The sequence below is a fragment of the Pseudoxanthomonas sp. LARHCG66 genome (assembly GCF_052871755.1).
In genome coordinates this window covers 1-19,686 of the sequence record NZ_JBIXJW010000007.1, presented here as the reverse complement: position 1 = coordinate 19,686, position 19,686 = coordinate 1, and the positions used below count along the sequence as shown (strand labels likewise).

Annotated in this window: 18 protein-coding genes and 3 pseudogenes; 4 read left to right on the top strand and 17 right to left on the bottom strand. The window is 67.5% G+C overall.

Annotation, left to right across the window (positions count from 1 at the left end):
• Window positions 1-12: 12 nt before the first annotated feature.
• From flgE to ACIPRS_RS17155, 5 genes are all read right to left on the bottom strand, one after another.
• Window positions 13-1,233 carry a flagellar hook protein FlgE gene (gene flgE, locus ACIPRS_RS17175; RefSeq protein ID WP_337732135.1) on the bottom strand — a complete coding sequence of 407 codons (1,221 nt, stop codon included), beginning with the start codon at window positions 1,231-1,233 and terminating at the stop codon, window positions 13-15.
• Between the two features lie 37 nt (window positions 1,234-1,270).
• Entirely contained in the window at window positions 1,271-1,951 is a 681-nt protein-coding gene (locus ACIPRS_RS17170) for a flagellar hook capping FlgD N-terminal domain-containing protein (protein WP_446539419.1), read from the bottom strand.
• Window positions 1,952-1,977: 26 nt separating this feature from the next.
• Window positions 1,978-2,385: a flagellar basal body rod protein FlgC gene (gene flgC / locus ACIPRS_RS17165; protein ID WP_337732134.1), complete on the bottom strand. Its 408-nt coding sequence runs from the start codon at window positions 2,383-2,385 to the stop codon at window positions 1,978-1,980.
• An 11-nt stretch (window positions 2,386-2,396) separates the two neighbouring features.
• Entirely contained in the window at window positions 2,397-2,783 is a 387-nt protein-coding gene (flgB, locus tag ACIPRS_RS17160; protein ID WP_446539418.1) for a flagellar basal body rod protein FlgB, read from the bottom strand.
• Window positions 2,784-2,978: 195 nt separating this feature from the next.
• Window positions 2,979-3,932, bottom strand: a complete 954-nt coding sequence (locus tag ACIPRS_RS17155; protein ID WP_192202692.1) for a chemotaxis protein — start codon at window positions 3,930-3,932, stop codon at window positions 2,979-2,981.
• Window positions 3,933-4,375: 443 nt separating this feature from the next.
• On the opposite strand from ACIPRS_RS17155, the gene flgA reads away from it, so the two are divergent.
• The 4 genes from flgA to ACIPRS_RS17135 all read left to right on the top strand — a co-directional run bounded on the left by flgA (window position 4,376) and on the right by ACIPRS_RS17135 (window position 7,188).
• Complete coding sequence (gene flgA, locus ACIPRS_RS17150; protein ID WP_337732132.1) at window positions 4,376-5,020, top strand: flagellar basal body P-ring formation chaperone FlgA; 645 nt, start codon at window positions 4,376-4,378, stop codon at window positions 5,018-5,020.
• A gap of 169 nt (window positions 5,021-5,189) precedes the next feature.
• A complete protein-coding gene (flgM, locus tag ACIPRS_RS17145; RefSeq protein ID WP_192202690.1) occupies window positions 5,190-5,498 on the top strand; it encodes a flagellar biosynthesis anti-sigma factor FlgM in 309 nt (102 codons plus the stop codon).
• Window positions 5,499-5,503: 5 nt separating this feature from the next.
• Window positions 5,504-5,848: a flagellar protein FlgN gene (locus ACIPRS_RS17140; RefSeq protein ID WP_192202689.1), complete on the top strand. Its 345-nt coding sequence runs from the start codon at window positions 5,504-5,506 to the stop codon at window positions 5,846-5,848.
• Window positions 5,849-6,036: 188 nt separating this feature from the next.
• Window positions 6,037-7,188, top strand: coding sequence for an ATP-binding protein (locus ACIPRS_RS17135; protein WP_446539476.1), 1,152 nt, complete (start codon window positions 6,037-6,039; stop codon window positions 7,186-7,188).
• 141 nt (window positions 7,189-7,329) lie between these two features.
• On the opposite strand, the gene ACIPRS_RS17130 is transcribed toward ACIPRS_RS17135, so the two are convergent.
• From ACIPRS_RS17130 to ACIPRS_RS17075, 12 genes and pseudogenes are all read right to left on the bottom strand, one after another.
• Complete coding sequence (locus tag ACIPRS_RS17130) at window positions 7,330-7,650, bottom strand: GIY-YIG nuclease family protein (protein WP_446539417.1); 321 nt, start codon at window positions 7,648-7,650, stop codon at window positions 7,330-7,332.
• Window positions 7,643-9,358, bottom strand: a complete 1,716-nt coding sequence (locus ACIPRS_RS17125; RefSeq protein ID WP_446539416.1) for an EAL domain-containing protein — start codon at window positions 9,356-9,358, stop codon at window positions 7,643-7,645. Before ACIPRS_RS17125 ends, ACIPRS_RS17130 begins: the two co-directional genes overlap by 8 nt.
• A complete protein-coding gene (locus ACIPRS_RS17120; protein ID WP_446539415.1) occupies window positions 9,355-9,999 on the bottom strand; it encodes a histidine kinase in 645 nt (214 codons plus the stop codon). Before ACIPRS_RS17120 ends, ACIPRS_RS17125 begins: the two co-directional genes overlap by 4 nt.
• A gap of 136 nt (window positions 10,000-10,135) precedes the next feature.
• Window positions 10,136-11,326 (bottom strand): methyl-accepting chemotaxis protein, encoded by a 1,191-nt coding sequence (locus tag ACIPRS_RS17115; RefSeq protein ID WP_192202685.1) that lies wholly within the window; start codon window positions 11,324-11,326, stop codon window positions 10,136-10,138.
• 270 nt (window positions 11,327-11,596) lie between these two features.
• Complete coding sequence (locus ACIPRS_RS17110; protein WP_446539414.1) at window positions 11,597-12,667, bottom strand: protein-glutamate methylesterase/protein-glutamine glutaminase; 1,071 nt, start codon at window positions 12,665-12,667, stop codon at window positions 11,597-11,599.
• A complete protein-coding gene (gene cheD / locus ACIPRS_RS17105) occupies window positions 12,667-13,269 on the bottom strand; it encodes a chemoreceptor glutamine deamidase CheD (protein WP_192202683.1) in 603 nt (200 codons plus the stop codon). The genes ACIPRS_RS17110 and cheD overlap by 1 nt, the downstream gene beginning before the upstream one ends.
• On the bottom strand, window positions 13,266-14,180 hold the full coding sequence (locus tag ACIPRS_RS17100; RefSeq protein ID WP_337732128.1) for a CheR family methyltransferase: 915 nt from the start codon (window positions 14,178-14,180) through the stop codon (window positions 13,266-13,268). The genes cheD and ACIPRS_RS17100 overlap by 4 nt, the downstream gene beginning before the upstream one ends.
• Before the next feature lie 107 nt (window positions 14,181-14,287).
• Window positions 14,288-16,525, bottom strand: a complete 2,238-nt coding sequence (locus tag ACIPRS_RS17095) for a methyl-accepting chemotaxis protein (protein WP_446539413.1) — start codon at window positions 16,523-16,525, stop codon at window positions 14,288-14,290.
• A gap of 90 nt (window positions 16,526-16,615) precedes the next feature.
• Window positions 16,616-17,020 (bottom strand): hypothetical protein, encoded by a 405-nt coding sequence (locus ACIPRS_RS17090; RefSeq protein WP_192202680.1) that lies wholly within the window; start codon window positions 17,018-17,020, stop codon window positions 16,616-16,618.
• A 171-nt stretch (window positions 17,021-17,191) separates the two neighbouring features.
• Window positions 17,192-18,473, bottom strand: a pseudogene (locus ACIPRS_RS17085) (putative bifunctional diguanylate cyclase/phosphodiesterase); the annotation flags it as partial.
• Between the two features lie 18 nt (window positions 18,474-18,491).
• Window positions 18,492-18,845: pseudogene (locus tag ACIPRS_RS17080) on the bottom strand (GAF domain-containing protein); the annotation flags it as partial.
• Window positions 18,846-18,915: 70 nt separating this feature from the next.
• Window positions 18,916-19,560 (bottom strand): annotated as a pseudogene (locus ACIPRS_RS17075) (PAS domain S-box protein); the annotation flags it as partial.
• Between the last annotated feature and the right edge of the window lie 126 nt (window positions 19,561-19,686).

Here is a 19,686-nt window from a genome sequence, read left to right as displayed (position 1 = left end):
GCCGTGCCGTCATCAACGGATGTTGATGACCGTCTGGGTGATCTGGTCCTGCGTGGACAGCATCTGCGAGTTCGCCTGGAAGTTGCGCTGCGCCACGATCATGTTCACCAGCTGCTCGGTCAGGTCCACGGTCGAGGCTTCCAGTGCGCCGGAGGCCACCTGGCCGAAGTCCGACGTGCCCGGCGCACCGATGCGCGGCTCACCGGAGGCGAAGCTGTGCGTCCAGGTGTTGTTGCCCTGCGATACCAGCCCCTGCGGGTTGGTGAAGTTGGCCAGCCCCACCTGCCCGATGGCGCGGTCCACGCCGTTGGAGTAGCGCGCATACACCACGCCCTCCGGCGAGACGCTGAACTCGTTGAGCTTGCCGGTGGCATAGCCGTCCTGGTTCTGGATGCGCTTGGCGAACTGTTCGCCGTACTGGGTGGTGCCGTTGATGTTCAGCGTCATGTTCAGCACGCCCGCGCCGGTGCTGGGCGTGAACGGCGACAGCGTCACCAGGCCATTGGCCGGCGCGGTCAGCGTGCCGTTGTTGTCGAACTGCACGTTGGTCGGCGCACCCATCGAGGTGCCGTCCACGTACACGTGCATCTGCCACTGGTTCGGGGTCGGCGTCTTCACGTAGTAGACGGCCTGCTGGTGCGCCACGCCGAGCGAGTCGTAGACGGTGACCGAGGTGGTCTCGTTGTAGCTGGCGCTGTCGGTGGGCGAGAACGGGGCGATCGTCGGCTGCGCGGCATTGCCGGGCAGGGTGACGCCGAGGTCGACGTTGGTGGTGGGCGCGGGTGCGCTGTCGGTGGTCAGCAACTGCAGGTCGACCAGGTTGCCGGTGTCGAAGCCGACGCCATCGGCGCGCGGCGGGAACACCTGCAGGCGGTAGCCGTCCGGCGTGGTGACGTAGCCGTTCGGATCGCGCTGGAAGTTGCCGGCGCGGGTATACACGTTCGTCCCGTTGTTGCTGACGGTGAAGAAGCCTTCGCGGTCCACGGCCAGGTCCAGGTAGCGTCCGGTCTGGTTGATGTCGCCCTGCGAGAACTGCTGGGCGACGTTGGTCACGCGCACGCCCGCGCCGATGCCGTTCTGCAGCAGGCCGTAGCCGGTGGTGGAGAACACCTCGGCGAACTCCGCGCGCGACTCCTTGAAGCCGGTGGTGTTGACGTTGGCGATGTTGTGCGAGGTGACGTTGAGGTCGGCGTTGGCCGCCCTCATGCCGGACAGCGAGCTGTTGAAAGCCATGGATGACTCCTTGCAGGATGCGGTGGGAGTGAGGGGGTCAGGACGCCGACTTGCCGATGCGCAGCACGTAGTCGAGCGGGGCGGTGCCCAAACCGGGCAGGTTGAGGTACAGGCCGTCGGAGCCGATGGTCACGCTGTCCACGGTAGCGTCGACGTAGGTGTTGAGCGCAGTGCCGGTGCCATCGGTGGCGGTGTGCGAGGCCTTGATGGAGTACGCACCGGCGGCGGCGCGTTCGCCGTTGGCCTTGATGCCGTCCCAGGTGAAGGCGGTTTCGCCCTTGCCGGTGGACTCGACGTCGAGGGTGTCGACCACGACGCCACTGGCGTCGGTGATTTCGAACGTGACCTTGCCTGCGCCGGGCGACATCACCAGGCCGCTGGCATTGCCGGTGGCCGGCAACGCGACCGAGTCGGAGGGCACCACGACGGAATGCCCCACCAATGCCGCGCCCTTCAGCACCTGGTCGCCGGTCAGCGCCGAGGTGAAGCCGCCGACGGTGGTGTTCAGTTCGCTGATGCCCTGCACGGTGGAGAACTGCGCCAACTGGGCGACGAACTCGCTGTTGGACAGCGGCTTGAGCGGATCCTGGTGGCTCAGCTGCTCGGTCATCAGGCGCATGAAGTCGGCCTGGCCCAGCGTGTCGGCCTTCTTGGTCGTGGCAGCGCCCGACGTGGCGTTGTTGATGGCGGCGAACGGATCGCCATTGATGGTGGTCATGTGCGTGGTCGCTCGGTGGGAGGGCGTCAGCGGCCCATGGTCAGGGTGGCCAGGGCGAGTTCCTTGGCGGTGTTCAGTACTTCCACGCCGGCCTGGTAGCCGCGTGATGCCGAGATCAGGTTGACCATCTGCGCGACTGGATCGACATCGGGCGCGTAGACGTAACCATCGCCATCGGCCATCGGGTGGCCGGGCTCGTAGCGCTTGATCGGCGGTGCTTCGCTCCGGGTGATCTCCTTCACCTGCACCGATGTCAGCGAGCCGTCCGCATTCAGCGGTCGCGCCTGGAAGATCGGCTCGATGGGCTTGTAGACCGCCTCGGGCGAGGATGCGATGGAATCCGCGTTGGAGAGATTGCTGGCGATGGTGTTCAGGCGCACCGATTGCGCCTGCAGCGCGGAACCGGCGACGTCGAAGATGGGCAGGTTGCTCATGGCGCGTCCCCCTACTGGCCGGTGATCGCGGTGAGCATGGTGCGCACCTTGGATTCGATGAAGCTGAGCGAGGCGCGGTATTCCAGCGCCGCGCGGCCGTAGGCGGCACGTTCGGTATCGGCGTCGACGGTGTTGCCGTCCAGGCTGGGCTGCACGCCGGCACGTTCGAAGATGCGCGGGGTGGCATTGAGCAGGGTCAGGTGCTGCTCGCTGGTGGTCAGCAAAGGGGAGGCCTTGGCCGCCGCGCTCTCCAGCGCAGCCTGGAAGTTCAGGTCCTTCGCCTTGTAGTTCGGCGTGTCCGCGTTGGACAGGTTGCTGGCGATCAGCTGCATGCGCTGCTCGCGCAGGGGCAGGGCCGCTCCGTGGACACCCAGGTAGTTGGAGATGGGATTGGACATGGCACCGCTCCGGCAGACCGTTGCCGGGGATGCTGCAAGGCGTGTGCCAGAACGGGGCAGGTCGGCATCCGGGCAGGCAGTGATTCCCGGTGCCGTCATCCCAGCGAACGCCGGGATCCATCTTGATCCCGCCCTTTGCCTCTTACCTCTTCCGTGGGAAAAGCAAATGGGTCCCAGCGTTCGCTGGGACGACGATCAGGCCGCCATCTGCGCCGCAACCACCTGGTTCAGGCGGAACAGCACGTGCTCGGCCAGTTCGTGCGGGCTGTACTTCGCCACGAAGGCATTCGCGCCCACGCGTTCCACCATGGCGTTGTTGAACACGCCCGACAGCGAGGTGTGCAGCAGCACGTACAGGCCGGCCAGGCCCGGGTGGCGACGGATTTCCGTCGTCAGGGTGTAGCCGTCCATGGCCGGCATCTCGATGTCCGAGATGACCATGGCGTAGCGCTCGGCCGGATTCTCGCCGGCGGCGTGCACCTGCAAGAGGTGGTCCAGCGCCTGGCGGCCGTCGGACAGCAGGGTGGTGGTCACGCCCAGTTGCTCCAGCACGCTGCGGATCTGCGAGCGCGCCACGCGCGAGTCGTCCACCACCAGCACCTGCAGCGGCGGTGCGTCCGCGGGCAGGGCCATCTCGGGCGCCAGCGTGGCGTCCATGCGCGACTGGCAGATGTCGGCCAGCACGCTTTCCACGTCGATCACCTGGATGAGTTCGCCCTGGAAGCGCGTCACGGCGGTCAGGTAGCTGTTCTCGGCGCCGAGTTCCGGAGGCGGGTGGATGTCTTCCACCGCGATGTTGACGATGCGTTCGACGCCGCTGACCAGGAATCCCTGCACGGAGCGGTTGAATTCGGTGACCACCAGGTAATTGGGGGTGTTCTCCGGATTCGGGTCGCGTTCGGGGTGGCGGATGCTCAGGCCCAGGTCCAGCACCGGCACCGAGCGGCCGCGCACGTCGGCCACGCCGACGAATTCGGTGGGCAATCCGGGCAACTGGAACAGATCGGGCCGGCGCAGGACTTCCTGCACCTTGAATACGTTGACGCCAAAAAGCTGACGCCCGCCCAGGCGGAACAGCAGCAGGGCGAGGCGGTTGTGGCCGGCCAGGCGGGTGCGCTGGTCGATGCGGTTGAGCAGATCCTGGGTCATGCACAGCATATCGGCCTCTTCGAGGGGCGCTTGAGCGTCGTTGCTTGTTCCTTCTTCCCGCTTGCGGGGAGAAGGTGCCCGAAGAGCCTGCCCCCGCACGTGATGCGGGGGCGGATCAGGGGCAGAGCGCGGTGCTGGGGCGGCGCCAACGCAGCGCTGGCTTCGTTCGCCCCTCACCCGCCTTCGGCACCCTCTCCCCGCATGCGGGGAGAGGGAGAGGGGCACTCCTTTTCCCATTGAAGTCCCCTTCTCCCCGTTTACGGGGAGAAGGTGCCCGGCGGGCGGATGAGGGGCGAGCGGAGTCAGGGCATCGTCCAATCAAGAAACATCGTCCACATGCGTGCGCGTTCTTTCCCAAACTCGATGCGCCTTGCGACGCCAGTGAATGCGGCTCTGGCACGCCCCTTGCAGCTTCCCGGCCGATGAACCTCCGGATCCCGCCCATGCTGCGCCTGACCCTCGCCCTGATCGGCGGCCTGACCGCATGCACCGTGCTGGCGGCCGACTTCCACAGCGTGGACAGCATCAAGGCCGCCGCCCTGGGCGCCCTGCCTGCCGGCAGCGAGGCCGAGGCCACACTGGACTCCGCCTTGCGCCTGCCACGCTGCGACGCATCGCTGGTGGCACGCGTCCAGGGTAGCCACAGCGTGGAAGTCAGCTGCCCGGATGGCTGGCGCCTGTTCGTGCCGGTGCGGGTACGACGCAGCCAGACCGTGCTGGTGCTGAGCCGCGGCATCGCACCGGGCGAAACGATCACCGCCGACGCGTTCATTCCCGAAACCCGCGACGCGTCGCGCATCGTCGGCGCCGCCGTCGCTGATCCATCCCAGGCCCTGGGCCGCGTGGCACGGCGCATGCTGTCGGCAGGCACGGTACTGTCGGCCACCGATCTGGTCGCCCAGCGCCTGGTCCGCCGCGGCGACAACGTGGCGCTGGTGTCCCGTCGCGGCGGGGTGGAAGTGCGCGTGGCCGGCAAGGCGCTGGCGGATGCCGGCGAGAATGAGCGGGTCACCGTGGAGAACCTGTCCTCGCGCCGGGTGGTGCAGGGCGTGGTGGGCCCGGGCGGCGACGTCTGGGTCAACCGATGAAGAAATGTGGAACATGGCCCTCAAGTTGTTCCGGGGGCGGCCGATACCGAACGCGGGTGGAAGGAAACCGGGCAGCATCGGGTCCTTCCTCGGAAATGCGGCATCCGTCACTAAAGTCGGATCAGTCGCGGCCGATAACTCCCTTGAACCCTGTTACAGGTGAACCGACATGAGCCAGAAAATCGAAGGCACTCCCCCCGCCGCCGTACGCACCACCGGTCCCGTCAGCGGGCGTGTTGCCAACGCGGGTGCCGACCGTTCCAGGCCGGTGGAAGCCAGCGCCGGTGGTGACAGCCTGCGCCTGACCGGCGAGGCCGCCAGCCTCCAGGCCATGCAGCGCGAGCTGTCCACTGCGCCTGCCATCGACAATGCCCGTGTGCAGGCCGTGCGCGAAGCGCTGCAGGCCGGCACGTACAAGGTCAATCCCGAGGCCATTGCCGACGGGATGCTGCGACTGGACGACCAGCTGGGCGGTTGATCGCGATGACACCGGCCCCCCTCCAGCGACTGTCCGCGGCCCTGGGAGAGGAGCGTCGCGCCATCCTCGAGCATGACGTCGAGGCACTGGTGCGCGCCACGCAGGAGAAGCTGGAGGCATTGCGCGCGCTGGAGGCGGCCGCTGCCGGCTTCGGCTTTCCCGATGAACTGCAGGGGCGGCTCGCCGAACTTGCCGAGATGAACCACGCGAACGGCATCCTGCTGGCCCGGCGCCGCCGCGAAGTGAACTGGGCACTGCGTCATCTGGGCCGCACCGAGAGCAGCGGCGCCTACGACGCGCAGGGCCAGACCGCGACCCTTTCCGCCACCCGTCCGCTTGCGGTTGCCTGAGCCCGGTGCCGGATCCGCAAACTGCGACGCCGCAACTTGCCGCTCCAGCGGCCGCGCCGGATACTGGCGCCCCATCGCCGCCGCCCGATGCGTCCTTGGCCACCGCCCCTCCCTCGAACCCACCGTCCAGAGCCTGCACTGCGGATGACGTCCCGACCTTCGCCGATCTGAAGGCGTTGGCCGAACTGATGGACGACGGTTACCTGTTGTGCCGTGGCGACGCCCGTCCGTTGCACGCCAACGCAGCGGCGCGCGCACTGGTGCAGGATGCCCCCGATGTGCTCGGCGCCCTGTCGCGGCTGCTGCCGCCCGACGCCATTCCCACCGCGCGCCAGTCCGGCCGCTGGAACGGCGACCTGGCCCTCGACGACGGCCTGGTGCTGCAGGTACGCGCGTACTTCCATGACAACCCGGGCGGCGGCCACTGCCTGATCGTCTTCCACGACGTCAGCGAAGCGCACGCGCGCCAGCAGGAACTCCAGCGCCGGCACGCGCAGCTGCGGCAGACGCTGGTGCGCCTGGCCGGCACGCAGGAACAGCTGGTGCAGTCGGAGAAGATGGCCTCCATCGGCCAGCTTGCCGCCGGCGTTGCGCACGAGATCAACAACCCGATCGGCTACGTGCACTCCAACCTCGGCTCGCTGCAGGAGTACCTGCACAGCCTGTTCTCGCTGATCGAAGTCTACGAGCGCGCGCTGCGCCTGCCGGACCCGAAGGCGATGCTGCCCGAGATCGAGGACCTGCGCGCGCGCTACGACATCGACTTCATCACCGGCGACCTGCCGCAGCTGATGTCCGAGTCGCGCGAGGGCATCGAACGGGTCACCGCGATCGTGCGCAACCTGAAGGATTTCTCCTACTCAGGCCGCGACGACAGCTGGAAGTCCGCCGACCTGCATGCCGGCCTCGATTCCACCATCAACATCATCTGGAACGAGCTGAAGTACAAGGTCACCCTGGAAAAGCACTACGGCAAGCTGCCCCTGGTGCAGTGCCGGCCGTCGGAATTGAACCAGGTGTTCATGAACATCCTGCTCAACGCCAGCCACGCCATCGACGAGCGCGGCACGATCACCGTCGCCACGGGCGTGGAGGGCGACGAAGTCTGGGTCGAGATCCAGGACAGCGGGCATGGGATTCCCGACGACATCCTGCAGCGCATCTTCGACCCGTTCTTCACCACCAAGCCGGTGGGCAGCGGCACGGGCCTGGGCTTGTCGATCTCCTACGGCATCGTGAAGAAGCACAACGGCCGCATCGAAGTGCGCAACGAGCCCGGCTCCGGCGCCTGCTTCCGCATCATGCTGCCGATCCGGCAGCCGGCCGTCGACGCGGCGTGATGTCGCTCCCTTCTCCCCGCCAGGCGGGGAGAAGGTGCCCGGAGGGCGGATGAGGGGCGAGCGCAGGAGTACGCCTCGCGGCATACACTGCGATTGTTGCGATGGCGCCAAGTGTCCCGGCTCTGGGTCTTCGTTCGCCCCTCACCCGCCTTCGGCACCCTCTCCCCGCTTCGCAGGGAGAGGGGAATCGGTCGGCGCTTCGAAGAACGCCAGCTTCTTCGCGCGCGGCATCCGCTTGAGCTGTGCTTCCGCGCGCGACGCTGCGCTGCGATCCGGATAGTCGCGGCTCGCCAGCACGCGTACCGGCGGATTCGCGCGCGTGTACTTGGCGCCCGTACCCGCCACATGCGCGGCGTAGCGGGCGTCCAGCCGGTTGGTGATGCCGGCGTAGTACGCGCCGTTGCGGCACTCCAGCAGGTACACGCACCAGCCGTCCTGCGTTCCGGTGCGGGTCTCAGGCATGCGCGCGATGGTGCGGCTGGTGCTCGTAGGTGGTGAACGCCTGGCGGATGTGTTCGCGCAGGTCGTCGTCGTTCCACGGTTTGGTCAGGAAGCGGTAGATCTCGCCGCGGTTGATCGCCTCGGTCACCGTGGCCAGGTCGGTGTACCCCGACAGCACCAGGCGTATCGTGTCCGGATACAGCATGCGCACGCGGCCCAGGAACTCGGTGCCGCTCATGTCCGACATGCGCTGGTCGGACAGGATCACCTGCACGTCGTTGGTCGCCAGCAGTTCGAATGCGTCGGTGACGTTGCTGGCGGCCAGGATGCGGTAGCCGTCGCGGCGGAACAGGCGCACCAATGAACGCAGGATGTTCTCTTCGTCGTCCAGCAGCAGCAGGGTGCGATCGGGCTTGGTGGCGGCGAAGGCATCGGCGCGCAGGTAGCGGCGGCGCAATACCGCGCCGGCATCTTCGGCCGACATCGGTTCGCCGAACAGGTGCCCCTGGAACATGTCGCACTGGTTCCTGCGCAGGAATCCCAGCTGCACGTCGGTCTCCACGCCGTGCGCGATCACCTTCATGCCCAGCTGGTGGCCCATCGCGATGATGGCGCAGGTGATGGCCACCTCGCGGTTGCCGGACGGCACGCCCTTCACGAAGTTGCGGTCGATCTTGATCTTGTCCACCGAGAAGCGGACCAGCGAGTCCAGGTTGGAATCGCCCATGCCGAAATCGTCCAGCGTCAGCCGCACGCCTTCGTGGTGCAGTTGCGCCAGCGTGCGGTGGACCAGGTTCATGTCCTTGGCCAGCGCGTTCTGGCGGACTTCCAGCACCACCATCTGCGGCGGGATGCCGGCCTCCTGCATGGCCTCCAGCACTTCGGAAACGAAGCTGGGGCGCAGCAGCTGCAGCGTCGACACGTTCACCGCGATCTCGAAATCGTCGAAGCCCCAGTCGCGCCAGACGCGCGCCTGCTTGAAGGCATTGCGCAACACCCAGTCGCCGATCTGCACAATGACGCCCAGCTTCTCGGCCACGTGCATGAAGCGTTCCGGCACCAGCAGGCCAAGCGCGGGCGAGTACCAGCGCAGCAGCGTTTCCATGCCCACCACGCGGCCGTCGTGGGCGTTGATCTGCGGCTGGTAGAACAGGCGCAGCTCGTTGTGCTGGATGGCGTTGACGATCTGGCGGGCGATGATGCTGTCGCTGCGCGCGGTGATCGCGGCGCCGCGCCGGTACAGGCGCACCAGGTTCATGCCCTCGTGCTTGGCCTGTTCCATCGCGCTTTCGGCGCACTGCAGCAGGCCGGACGCAGTGTCCGCATGCTCCGGGCACAGCGCGATGCCCAGCGTGCCGGTCAGGAACAGCGTGTACGGCAGCACCGTCATCGGCAGCTCGATCTGCTCGCGCAAGGCATCGCCGAAGCGTTCCGGCGGCAGTGTGCCCGGCAGGCGCGGCACCGCCACGATGAATTCGTCGCTGCCATGGCGCCAGGCGCGTGCTTCCGGGCCGAGTGACCGCTGCAGCCGGTCGCTGAGGATCGCCAGCGCTTCATCGCCGACTTCCACGCCCATGTTCTCGTTGATCGAGCGGAAGTGGTCGATGTCCAGGTACAGCAGCATCAACGGCGTGCCGTCCGCATTCGCGGTGTCGACCATCCGCTGCAGGTCGGGTTCGCCGGCGCCGAGGCGGGGCAGGCGGGGCAGGTGGGCGTGCTCGGTGTTCAAGCGGTGTCGGTGGGCGTCACGGGTGCAGGCGCATAGGGTAGGCGAAGTTGCCATCGGCTGCCGCGCCCGCCGCTGCTGGATTCCAGCCCGCCGCCAAGCGTCGCGGCCAGGGCCTGCAGCAGCGGCAGTTCGGTGCATGCCGCGTGGACATCGGCATCCAGGGTGACGGCGAGTCCGCCCTCGGCATCGGCGTCGCCGGCCAGCTCCAGCGCCAGCCGGCCTCCCGCACCCGCCACCGCGCGCATGGCGACCTGCGCGATCCGGAACGCCACCAGCGCCGTATCGGCCGCAGGCATGTTCGGCAACGGAGCGAGTGTCACCGCGGTGCCGGGAAACACGCGTTCGTGCTCGGCGCGCAATGCGGCGTCCAGCCCGATCGCTTCCAGCTGGGGCGGGTGCAACGTGGCATGCAGGTCGCGCAGGATCGCGACGGTCTCGTCGCAGGTGCGGATGATGTCCTGCAGGTCTTCCTGCTGCTGTGCCGGATCATCCTCGGACTGCACCAGGTGCGCACCCATCTTGATCGCCGACAGTGCCTGCCCGACCTGGTTGTGCAGCGCGCGCCCCACCTGAAGGCGTTCGGCTTCCTGCAGCCGGAACAACTGCAGCAAGAACGGGGAGGGAAGCGGCGGGTTCGACATCGTCAGCAGCAGTGCGATCAGCCTGCAGTATGCCAGTGGCGATCCGCAGCCGGGCGGGCTGCCGTCCGGAACGCGACGGGGCGACCAGATCCTGGTCGCCCCGTCGGGATTCAGTGGTGTGCGGACGCTGTCGCGGTCAGAACAGTTCCACCGTGCCGGCGCCCATGTTCTGCTGTGCGACCGGCTTGTGCGGCGGGCGTTCCCACTCGGTGCGCTGGTCGCGCAGGCGGTTGCCGATCAGGCGCAGTGCGCTGAGCAGTTCGTTGTCGGTCGCGCCGCCGGAGCGATGCAGGAGTTCCTGCAGGGCGAGGGCTTCCTTGTTGATCGCGGTCAGGCGGTCAAGGTGGGTGTTCGCACTGCCCAGCGACTGGGTGGCGATGTCCTCGAACTGCAGCGAGCGGACGGCATCGGCCACGCTGGCATCGATGGCATGGCCGCACATCGAGACTTCGCGCATGCCATCGCCCAGCGAGGCGTTGATCGCAGCCACCTGGTTCAGCATGCCGGCGGCTTCCGAACGTGCCTCACGGGAGCGGTCCAGGTCGCGCGAGGCCATGTTGGAGACTGTGTCGCGCACCTTGGCGATGGATTCCTTGGAGCTGTGCGCCAGCTTGCGGATCTGTTCGTTGAACGCGGTGGAGCGCTCGGACAGGTTGCGCACTTCGTCGGCCACCACCGCGAAACCGCGACCGGCTTCACCGGCACGGGCGGCTTCGATGGCGGCATTCAGCGCCAGCAGGTTGGTCTGGTCGGCGATGGACTTCACGTCTTCCAGCAGCGAGAAGATGCCGTCCAGGTGCTGCGCCATGTCGTCGATGTGGTGCACGGTGGTGCCGCTCTGGCCGGCGACCTGCTCCAGTGCCTCCACCAGCTGTTCCATGCGCTGGCTGGCGTTCTGCGCGAAGCGCGCCACGTCCACGCCGGCACGGTCTCCCTCGCCATTGCGGTCGATGATGCGGGAGATCGCGGCACTCTGTTCGCGTGACTTGCGGTTCATCGCATCGAAGCTGCCGCCGAGGTTGCTGACGGCTTCGCGGATCAGCTCGCGGGCGCGGTCGATCTCGCTGCGCGAACCTTCGATCTCGTTGTTGACGAAGCGGCGCAGCTCGGTGAGCAGCGCATCCTGTTCGCGGATGACGGTGGCGTGCTCGGGCGACACCACGTGGCTGTTGACGGCCGTCAGCCAGGCGAAGATCAGCCAGGCCAGCGTCAGCGAAGTCAGCAGGGCCCACTGCAGCGCGTTCGGCCAGTCGAAGGCGACCGACAGCGGGAACAGCAGGGTGAGGATGAGGGGTGCCGCAAGACGAACCAGGATGCGCGAGTACATGGGTGCTCTCTGATGAAGCTCACTGTTGAGTATCGGCCGTAGGGATCGGCTCTTTAGGCGGGAAATCGGGTGGTTTTTCGATCCCCCGCGATCTGTGACGGGCGTTGCGACCTTCTGTAGGAGCGACGTGAGTCGCGACCGCCGCAGGGAGGGGCCATTGGCATTGACGGAGTGGGATGCTTGCCCGCCACAGCACCTTGCCTGTACGAGTCAGGGCAGCGTCGGCCGTGCGGTCGCGACTTACGTCGCTTCTACAACGGCGCCAGCGCCTCAGGCGATCGCTGCCGCCAGGTCCAGCAGGCGCTGCGCGATGCGTTCCAGCGGCAGGGCTTCCTTGGCGGCGCCCAGGCGCATGGCGGCGCCGGGCATGCCCCAGACCACGCTGGTGGCTTCGTCCTGCACCAGGGTCGGCGCGCCGGCCTGGCTCATTTCCAGCAGGCCGCGGGCACCGTCGTCGCCCATGCCGGTGAGGATGGCGCCCACCGCGTTGCCGCCCGCGCTCTGCGCGACCGAGCGGAACAGCACGTCGACCGCCGGCTTGTGCCGGTTCACCGCCGGGCCGTCGTCGATCCGGCAGCGCCAGCGCGCACCGTCGCGGATGACCCGCATGTGCTGGCCGCCAGGCGGCAGGTAGGCGTGACCGGGCAGGATGGCTTCGCCATCGCTGGCTTCGCGTACGGCCATGGCCGAATGACGGTCCAGCCGTTCCGCGAAGGCGTGGCTGAAACCGGCCGGGATGTGCTGGGTCAGCACGATGGCCGGCGCGTCGGCGGGCATCTGTTCCAGCACCACGCGCAGGGCTTCGGTGCCACCGGCGGAGGCGCCGATGGCGATCAGGCGGTCGGTGGTGCGGAAGCGCAGGGCCGGAGGGGATGGCAGCGCGGTGTCCAGGCCCACGCGGGGCGCGCCGGTGCGAGCCAGCGGGCGGACACGCGCCTTCGCGGCGGCCTTCACCTTGGCGATGATCTCGTCGGCATACGCCTGCAATCCACTGGCGACATCGAGTTTGGGCTTGGACACGAAATCCACCGCACCCAGCGCCAGCGCCTGCAGCGTGGTGTCGGCGCCACGCTCGGTCAGCGAGGAGATCATCACCACCGGCATCGGCCGCAGGCGCATGACGTTTTCCAGGAACGCCAACCCGTCCATGCGCGGCATTTCCACGTCCAGCGTCATCACGTTGGGATTCAGGCGCTTGATCTTGTCGCGGGCCAGCAGCGGATCGGCGGCGGAACCGACGACTTCGATGCCCGGATCGCGCGAGAGGATCTCGGTCAGCATCTGCCGCACGACCGCCGAGTCATCGACGATCAGCACCTTGCAGGAGGAAGGACTACTCATCAGAACAGCTCCACGCCTCCGGTGACCGGCGCCCTCGACAGACGGGCGCGGGCAGCGGATTCGGCGGCCAGGACCTCGGCATCATGGGCATGCGGCAGGCGCTGCACGACCACGCGGCCGGTGTTGGGGAAATACCAGACCTTGCGCGGATGGATGCCGCGCAGGTCTTCGGCGACCACGGGAATGCGTTCGGCATCCAGGTACTTGCGGACGAACTCGGCATTGCGCGTGCCGACCGGGTTGCTGGTGAAGCCTTTCAGCACGTTGGCACCGCCGAAGACCTTGGCCTCCAGGCGGTTGCGCGCGGCGCCCCGCTTGAGCAGGTCGTTGATCAGCAGTTCCATCGCGAAGCTGCCGTAGCGCGCGGGCGCACCGTCGCCCACGTTGCCGTCCGGCAGCAGGAAGTGGTTCATGCCACCCAGCTTGAGCAGCGGGTCGCGGATGCAGGCGGCCACGCAGGAGCCCAGCACGGTGACCAGCGCGGTGTCGTTGTCCACCACCAGGTACTGCGTGGGCAGCAGCTTGGCCGCTTCGGTCTTGAAGCGGGCGTCGTGGTAGCGCATCACGCTGCCGTCGGCGAACGAGGCGGCGGCTGAACTCATGCGCCGGTCCCGGCGCGGCGGTACAGCGTGCGACCGCAGGGCTGGATGATGTCGGCGGCGTGCAGGTAGTTTTCCGAGTGCCCGGTGTACAGCATGCCGTCTTCGGCCAGGTGCGGCACCAGGCGCGCCAGGATGCCGCGCTGGGTGGGCTTGTCGAAATAGATCATCACGTTGCGGCAGAACACCGCGGTGAACGGGCCGGCCACGTCGTAGCGCGCGGTCAGCAGGTTGAGCGGGCGGAACGCGATCAGCTGGCGCAGGGCCGGATGCACGCGGCACTTGCCTTCGTTGGGGCCGCTGCCGCGCTGGAAATAGCGCCGCTTCAGGGTGTCGTCCAGGCCGGCGATGCGCTCGACCGGATAGACGCCGCGTTCGCCGGTGGCCAGCACCTGCGTGTCCACGTCCGTGGCCAGGATGCTTACCGGCGGGGTCAGCGTGCCGTAGGCCTCACAGGCGGTGATGGCGATGGAGTAGGGCTCTTCGCCGGTGGACGCGGCACATGACCAGATCTTCAGCGGGCCGTCGTTCCGGCGCTTCGCCAGTTCTTCCTGCAGCCGCTCGAAGTGGTGCGGCTCGCGGAAGAACGAGGTGAGGTTCGTGGTCAGTGCGTTGGTGAACGCCTGCCACTCATCGCCACCATCCCGTTCCAGCTGGTCGAGGTAATCCTTGAAGCTGCGCAGGCCCAGCGCGCGCAGTCTGCGTGACAGGCGGCCATAGACCATGTCGCGCTTGCCGTCGGCCAGGGCGATGCCGGCGCGCTGGCGGATCAGGTCGACCACGCGACGGAAGTCGCGGTCGTCGAACTCGAAATCGCGTGCCGCCGATCCTGCCGCGCCGTCGTCGGCGGGAAGCGGCGCAGGGGTCCGTCGTGTCGTGGCAGCCGGGGCAGGGGAGCGGGTACTGACGGACATCGGATTCTCGACGGGACGGATGAGGCTAGGGGCGTGGCGGGACCCTTTCCCTGCCGCAGGGACAGGGAAAGGGAGCTGTTGCCGGGATGCGATGCAAACCGCGTGCCTCAGAATTCCTGCCAGTCGTCGCCATCGGCCAGGGCGGGCTCCAGCATCGACGGCGTGGCGGCGCGCGGCGCGGGCCTGGACGGAACCGGGGCTGCTGCCTTGGCCGGCTTGGCGACCGCGGCGGTCGGGGCGGTCGGGGCGGCGTGGGCATGCAGCTTGAACACCGACACCGACTCGCTCAGCGCCTGTGCCTGCTCTTCCATCGAACGGGCGGCGGCAGAGGCTTCTTCCACCAGCGCGGCGTTCTGCTGGGTGGTTTCGTCCATCTGGGTGATGGTCTGGTTGACCTGTTCGATGCCGGCGCTCTGTTCCTGCGAGGCGGCCGAGATCTCGGCCATGATGTCGGTCACGCGCTGCACGCTGGCGACGATCTCGCCCATCGTCGCGCCTGCCTGGTTCACCAGCTTGGAGCCATCGGCCACCTTGTCCACCGAGGTCTCGATCAGGCCCTTGATCTCCTTGGCGGCATTTGCGCTGCGCTGGGCCAGCGTCCGGACTTCCGAAGCGACCACCGCGAAACCACGACCCTGCTCGCCGGCACGGGCGGCTTCCACGGCCGCGTTCAAGGCCAGGATGTTGGTCTGGAAGGCGATGCCATCGATGACCGAGATGATGTCGGCGATCTTCTTCGACGACTGCTCGATGTCGCGCATCGTGGTGACGACCTTGCCGACCACTTCACCGCCTTGCGAGGCGACCCCGGCGGCACCGATGGCCAACTGGTTGGCCTGGCGGGCCGACTCGGCATTCTGGCGCACGGTGGAGGTCAGTTCCTCCATCGAGGCGGCGGTTTCTTCCAGGTTGGCGGCCTGCTGCTCGGTACGGCGCGACAGGTCGCTGTTGCCGGACGCGATTTCGCCGGCAGCGGTGTTGATGCTGGTCGACGCGTCCTGGATGCGGCCGACGATGTCGGTCAACTGGGCGACGGTGGCGTCCGCGTCATCGCGCATGGTGGCGAAGACGCCGTGGAAGTCGCCTTCCATCCGTGCGGTCAGGTCGCCGCGTGCGATGGCCTGCAGCAGTTCGGAGACCTCGGCGAGGTTGCCGTCGGTGGTTTCCATCAGCTGGTTCAGGCCGTCGATCATGTCGCGGAAGTCGTACTGGTACTTGTCCACGTCGCCGCGCTGGCTGAAATCGCCGGAGGAAGCGGACATCGCCAGGCGCTTGATCTCGCCGTTGATCGCCGACAGGTTGGCCTTGGTGGCGTCCATCGTCTCGGTGAGGTTGGCCTTCTCGCCCGGCAGCTTGGGCATGTCCAGGCTCAGGTCGCCGATCGAGTAACGCTGCATGATCTTCAGTGCGTCGCCGATGGCCTGCAGGTGCGAGGCGACCAGGGCGTTGGTGTCGCGCACCATGCGGCCGTACTCGCCCGGGAACGCACTGTCGTCCATGCGATAGCTGATCTGGCCCTCGTCGTGGCGCGCGGCCATTTCGCTCTGGGCGGAAATCACCGACTGCACCTGCGTCTGCATGCGCTGCATGGCGGTCAGCAGCTGGCCCACTTCGTCCTGGCGGCTGGTATCGATCTTGCCGTCCAGCTTGCCGGCGGACACATCATTGGCCACGCGCACGGCTTCGCCGACGGCGCCGGCGATGGCGCGGGCGAAGAACCAGGCCAGGGCCAGGCCGCCCACGATGCCCACCAGCAGCATGATGACCATCAGCGTGCTGGAAGCAGCGAAGGTGCTGTCGGCGCTGGCGCTGGCCGTCTTGGCCTGCTGGTCGACCACGTTGACCAACGTGTTCAGTGCCGCGACTGCCTTCCGGTGCTGGTCGCGCGTGGTGCCGATGAAGGTGTCCACGGCGTCGTCCGGCAGGCCGAGGTCCAGCATCTCCTGCACTTCGGCATACGACTGCTTGGCTGCCTTCCACTCCTTGACGAAGGTGTCGTAGGCCTTCTTTTCGTCCGGGCTGATGATCAGCGTGGCGTAGTCCTTGATGGACTGCTCGATCTTCTTCTCGGTCTGGGCGGCCAGCGTCTTGGCTTCCGCCTTGACGGCGTCGCTGGCGCGCACATGCTGCCGGTAAGAGGTCGTGCGGTATTCGCCGATCAGGTTCTGCAGGTCGCCCGCGGCCTTCACGCTGGGCAGGACGTTGCCGGTCACCTCGGTGGTGGCGCCGTTCAACGAGTTCAGGCCGACGAAAGCGGCGATGCCCTGTACCAGCATCAGCGCCAGCACGGCGCCGAAGGCGAGCATCATCTTCGTCGTCAGTTTGAGGTTCTTGATCCGCTGCATGGGATTCTTTTTCCTTTACCGGTGGCGTGCCGCGCCGCTCTCAGGTGCGACCAGGGCGGGCAGGGCGTGGCGCCCTGCCGTTGGAACGGATCAGCGGATCGTCGCCAGCTTCAGGTTGGCCGGCGAACTGACCACGATTTCGGCGCGCGAGTTGTCGCGCTCGATGGCGCCGATCACGCAGACGTCCTTGCCTTCCAGTTCTTCCGGGGCCGGCTTGAACTTGGCGCGGGCATCGCCCGGGATGCGTGCGGTGAAGGTATGGCGCGGGAAGTTGCCGCCCATGTACAGGAAGGTCGGCGTGCCTTCGGAATTCTCGGCGAAGCGGGCCTTGCCCACCTTGCCGCACACCGTGCCGTTCTTGCCCGCGAAGCGCGCGGCCATGTCGGCGGGGATCGCGTTGTCGACCTGCGACTGGCTGTTGGCCGGCGTCGCGGGCATCAGCAGGGCGGCGCCGACGACGGCGATGGACAGGGTCAGGGCGGATGCGATTTTCATTCCAGTAACTCCGGATGGACAGAAGAGGGGTAACGACTCACTGCCTGAGATCGGCCCGCCTTGGCCAAACTTGAGGCGAAGGCGTGGTGCGGGATCGTTCGTGTGTGCGACTGGGCGCTGGGTCACACTTTCCGGGTGGTCCGGGCGAACACCGGTCGCGCGGCATTGCACTTATCCGGGTGCGCCGGCTTCGGTTTCGACTTCGCGGGCTGCGGTGTAACCCTGTGTTTCCAGCCACTGTTCCAGCGGACCGGGTGGCAGCGGTGGTGAGAACAGATACCCCTGCAGCACGGGAAAGCGCTGCTCGGTCAGGAAGCGGTGTTGCGATTCGGTCTCCACGCCTTCGGCGACCACCTTCATGCCCAGGCTTTCGCCGATGCGCAGCACCGATGAGGTCAGCGTGCGCGCAATGGCGCTGGTGTCGATGTCGCGCACGAAGCTCTGGTCGAGCTTGAGTTCGCTGATGGGCAGGCGGTGCAGGTGGCTGAGGCTGGAGTAGCCGGTGCCGAAGTCGTCCAGCGACAGCCGCACGCCCAGCACGTAGATGGCCTCGATGTTCTCGAGCACGTCCGGGTCCGGGTCCAGCATGACGCTTTCGGTGATCTCCAGCGTCAGGTCGCCCGGCTCCAGGCCATGCTCGTCCAGCAGGTCGGAGATCTGCAGGGACAGCTCCGGATCGCGGAAATTGATCGCGGAGACGTTCACCGACACGCGCGGGATGTCGATGCCGCGCTGCCGCCAGTCGGCCATCTGCGCACACGCCTGGCGCAGGACCCACAGGCTGAGATCGGCGATCAGTCCGCATTCTTCGGCCACCGGCACGAAGCGCGCGGGCGGAATCACGCCGAGCTCCGCGTGGTGCCAGCGCAACAACGCTTCCACGCCATACAGCTGCCTGCCGTCGCAGCCGCCGACCTGGGGCTGGTACTGCAGTTTCAGCTGGTCCAGCCGCAGCGCCTCGCGCAGCGCGGTCTCCAGCGAGACGCGCTCCTGCGCCAGCCGGTTCATGTCGACGCTGAAGAAGCGGAAGCTGCCGCCGCCATCGGTTTTCGCGCGGTACATCGCCATGTCGGCATGACGCACCAGCAGGTCGATGTCGCGGCCGTCGTCCGGGAACATCGCCACGCCGATGCTGGCACTGGGGTGCAGGGTCATCAAGCCGGCGGCGGTCGGCGCCGCGATGGCCCCCAGCAGGCGCTCGGCCACGCTGCCGGCATGCTCGGTGCTGCACATCGGCAGCACCGCGACGAAAGCGGTCCAGGTCGATGAAGAGCACGGCGGCGGTGCCGTTCACCTGGGCGACGTTGGCCAGCGCCTGTTCGGCCTTGGCGCTGAACATGATGCGGTTGGGCAGGCCGGTCAGGGTGTCGTAGAACGCCAGCTGGTGCACGCGTTCGTTGGTCTGCTCCCGCTCCAGGGTCAGCGAGCACAGATGCAGGCAGGTATCGGCCAGGCGTTCGTGCAGCTCGTCGGGGCCCCGGTTCTCGCGGTAGTAGAACGACAGCGTGCCCAGCACGCGGCCGCTGCTCGACTTGATCGGATGGGTCCAGCAGGCGCGCAGCCCGAGCGGCGAGGTGAGGTGGCGGGTGTTGGCGCACAGCGGATCGCTGGCGATGTCCTTCACCAGCACCGCGCGGCCCCGCCAGGCGGCGGCACCGCATACGCCGGCACGCGGGCCGATCGCCATGCCGTCGATCTTGCGTGCCCAGGCTTCGGGCAGGCTGGGCGAGGCGAGGGCGTGCATCAGCCCCTCGTTGTCCACGGTGATGATGGAGACCGTCAGTTCCGGCGCGATGTGCTCCACCTCGCGGCAGATCAGCGTCATCACGTCGGCCACGCTCCATCGCGGCCGACAGCCACAGCGGGCGGCCCGACTTGGTGTACAGCAGCACTTCCGTCTGCAGGCCTTCGCCGGCCTTCATCGCCTGGCTGATGCGATCGTCCAGGGTGGCGTCGGTATGCGCGCCGGACAGCAGCTGCGAGGGCTTGATCCCGCGCAGCTCTTCAAGCCGGTAACCCAGCATGCGGGTGAAGCCGCTGTTGACGTAGACCACTTCGCGGTCTGGTGCGCTCACGAAGATCGCGTTGTCGCTCTTGTCCACCACGATCGACAACTGGCGCAGGCGCTCGAGCTGGCGCTTCTGGTCGCTGGTGTCGCGCACGAAGGCGGTGTGGAAGACCTGCGTGCCCAGTTGCACCTTCGACATGGAGACCGAACAGGCGACCTCGCTGCCGTCGGGCCGATGCAGCACGGCATCCCGATGGCTGCCGAGCAGTTGCGCCAGCGCGGCGTCGGCGGTGTTGTCCGCCTGGGGGCTGGACAGCAACCGGGTGAACGGCATGCCATGCACATCTTCGCGCAGGCAGCCCCAGAGGGCTTCCGCCGCCGGATTGAACAGCACCACCCGGTGGCGCCCGTCGATGACGAACGCGGCGTCGACGGACTGTTCCAGCACGTGCCAGAGGCTCTCCGTGGGGAGATCCGTGGACGCCTGTGTGTCGCGCACCGATGTCAGCGAAGTCAGCGTGCGGCGAAGCATGCAGTGTCCTCGCGGCGCACTTGCGTGCAGCGGCTGGCGTCGTCGGTGGCGGAGGGTGCGACGGTCATCGGGTGCCAGGGAAGAGGGCCTTCTGGTGACATATCGGCCGGAGTCCGGGTTACTTGA

Coding starts and splice junctions, on each gene's coding strand:
- ACIPRS_RS17120 (WP_446539415.1), bottom strand. CDS start 9,999: ATGTCGAACCCGCCGCTTCCCTCCCCGTTCTTGCTGCAGTTGTTCCGG.
- flgE (WP_337732135.1), bottom strand. CDS start 1,233: ATGGCTTTCAACAGCTCGCTGTCCGGCATGAGGGCGGCCAACGCCGAC.
- flgC (WP_337732134.1), bottom strand. CDS start 2,385: ATGAGCAACCTGCCCATCTTCGACGTCGCCGGTTCCGCGCTGCAGGCG.
- ACIPRS_RS17100 (WP_337732128.1), bottom strand. CDS start 14,180: ATGTCCGTCAGTACCCGCTCCCCTGCCCCGGCTGCCACGACACGACGG.
- flgM (WP_192202690.1), top strand. CDS start 5,190: ATGAGCCAGAAAATCGAAGGCACTCCCCCCGCCGCCGTACGCACCACC.
- ACIPRS_RS17135 (WP_446539476.1), top strand. CDS start 6,037: ATGGACGACGGTTACCTGTTGTGCCGTGGCGACGCCCGTCCGTTGCAC.
- ACIPRS_RS17090 (WP_192202680.1), bottom strand. CDS start 17,020: ATGAAAATCGCATCCGCCCTGACCCTGTCCATCGCCGTCGTCGGCGCC.
- ACIPRS_RS17110 (WP_446539414.1), bottom strand. CDS start 12,667: ATGAGTAGTCCTTCCTCCTGCAAGGTGCTGATCGTCGATGACTCGGCG.
- ACIPRS_RS17170 (WP_446539419.1), bottom strand. CDS start 1,951: ATGACCACCATCAATGGCGATCCGTTCGCCGCCATCAACAACGCCACG.
- flgB (WP_446539418.1), bottom strand. CDS start 2,783: ATGTCCAATCCCATCTCCAACTACCTGGGTGTCCACGGAGCGGCCCTG.
- ACIPRS_RS17115 (WP_192202685.1), bottom strand. CDS start 11,326: ATGTACTCGCGCATCCTGGTTCGTCTTGCGGCACCCCTCATCCTCACC.
- cheD (WP_192202683.1), bottom strand. CDS start 13,269: ATGAGTTCAGCCGCCGCCTCGTTCGCCGACGGCAGCGTGATGCGCTAC.
- ACIPRS_RS17095 (WP_446539413.1), bottom strand. CDS start 16,525: ATGCAGCGGATCAAGAACCTCAAACTGACGACGAAGATGATGCTCGCC.
- ACIPRS_RS17130 (WP_446539417.1), bottom strand. CDS start 7,650: ATGCCTGAGACCCGCACCGGAACGCAGGACGGCTGGTGCGTGTACCTG.
- flgA (WP_337732132.1), top strand. CDS start 4,376: ATGCTGCGCCTGACCCTCGCCCTGATCGGCGGCCTGACCGCATGCACC.
- ACIPRS_RS17155 (WP_192202692.1), bottom strand. CDS start 3,932: ATGACCCAGGATCTGCTCAACCGCATCGACCAGCGCACCCGCCTGGCC.
- ACIPRS_RS17140 (WP_192202689.1), top strand. CDS start 5,504: ATGACACCGGCCCCCCTCCAGCGACTGTCCGCGGCCCTGGGAGAGGAG.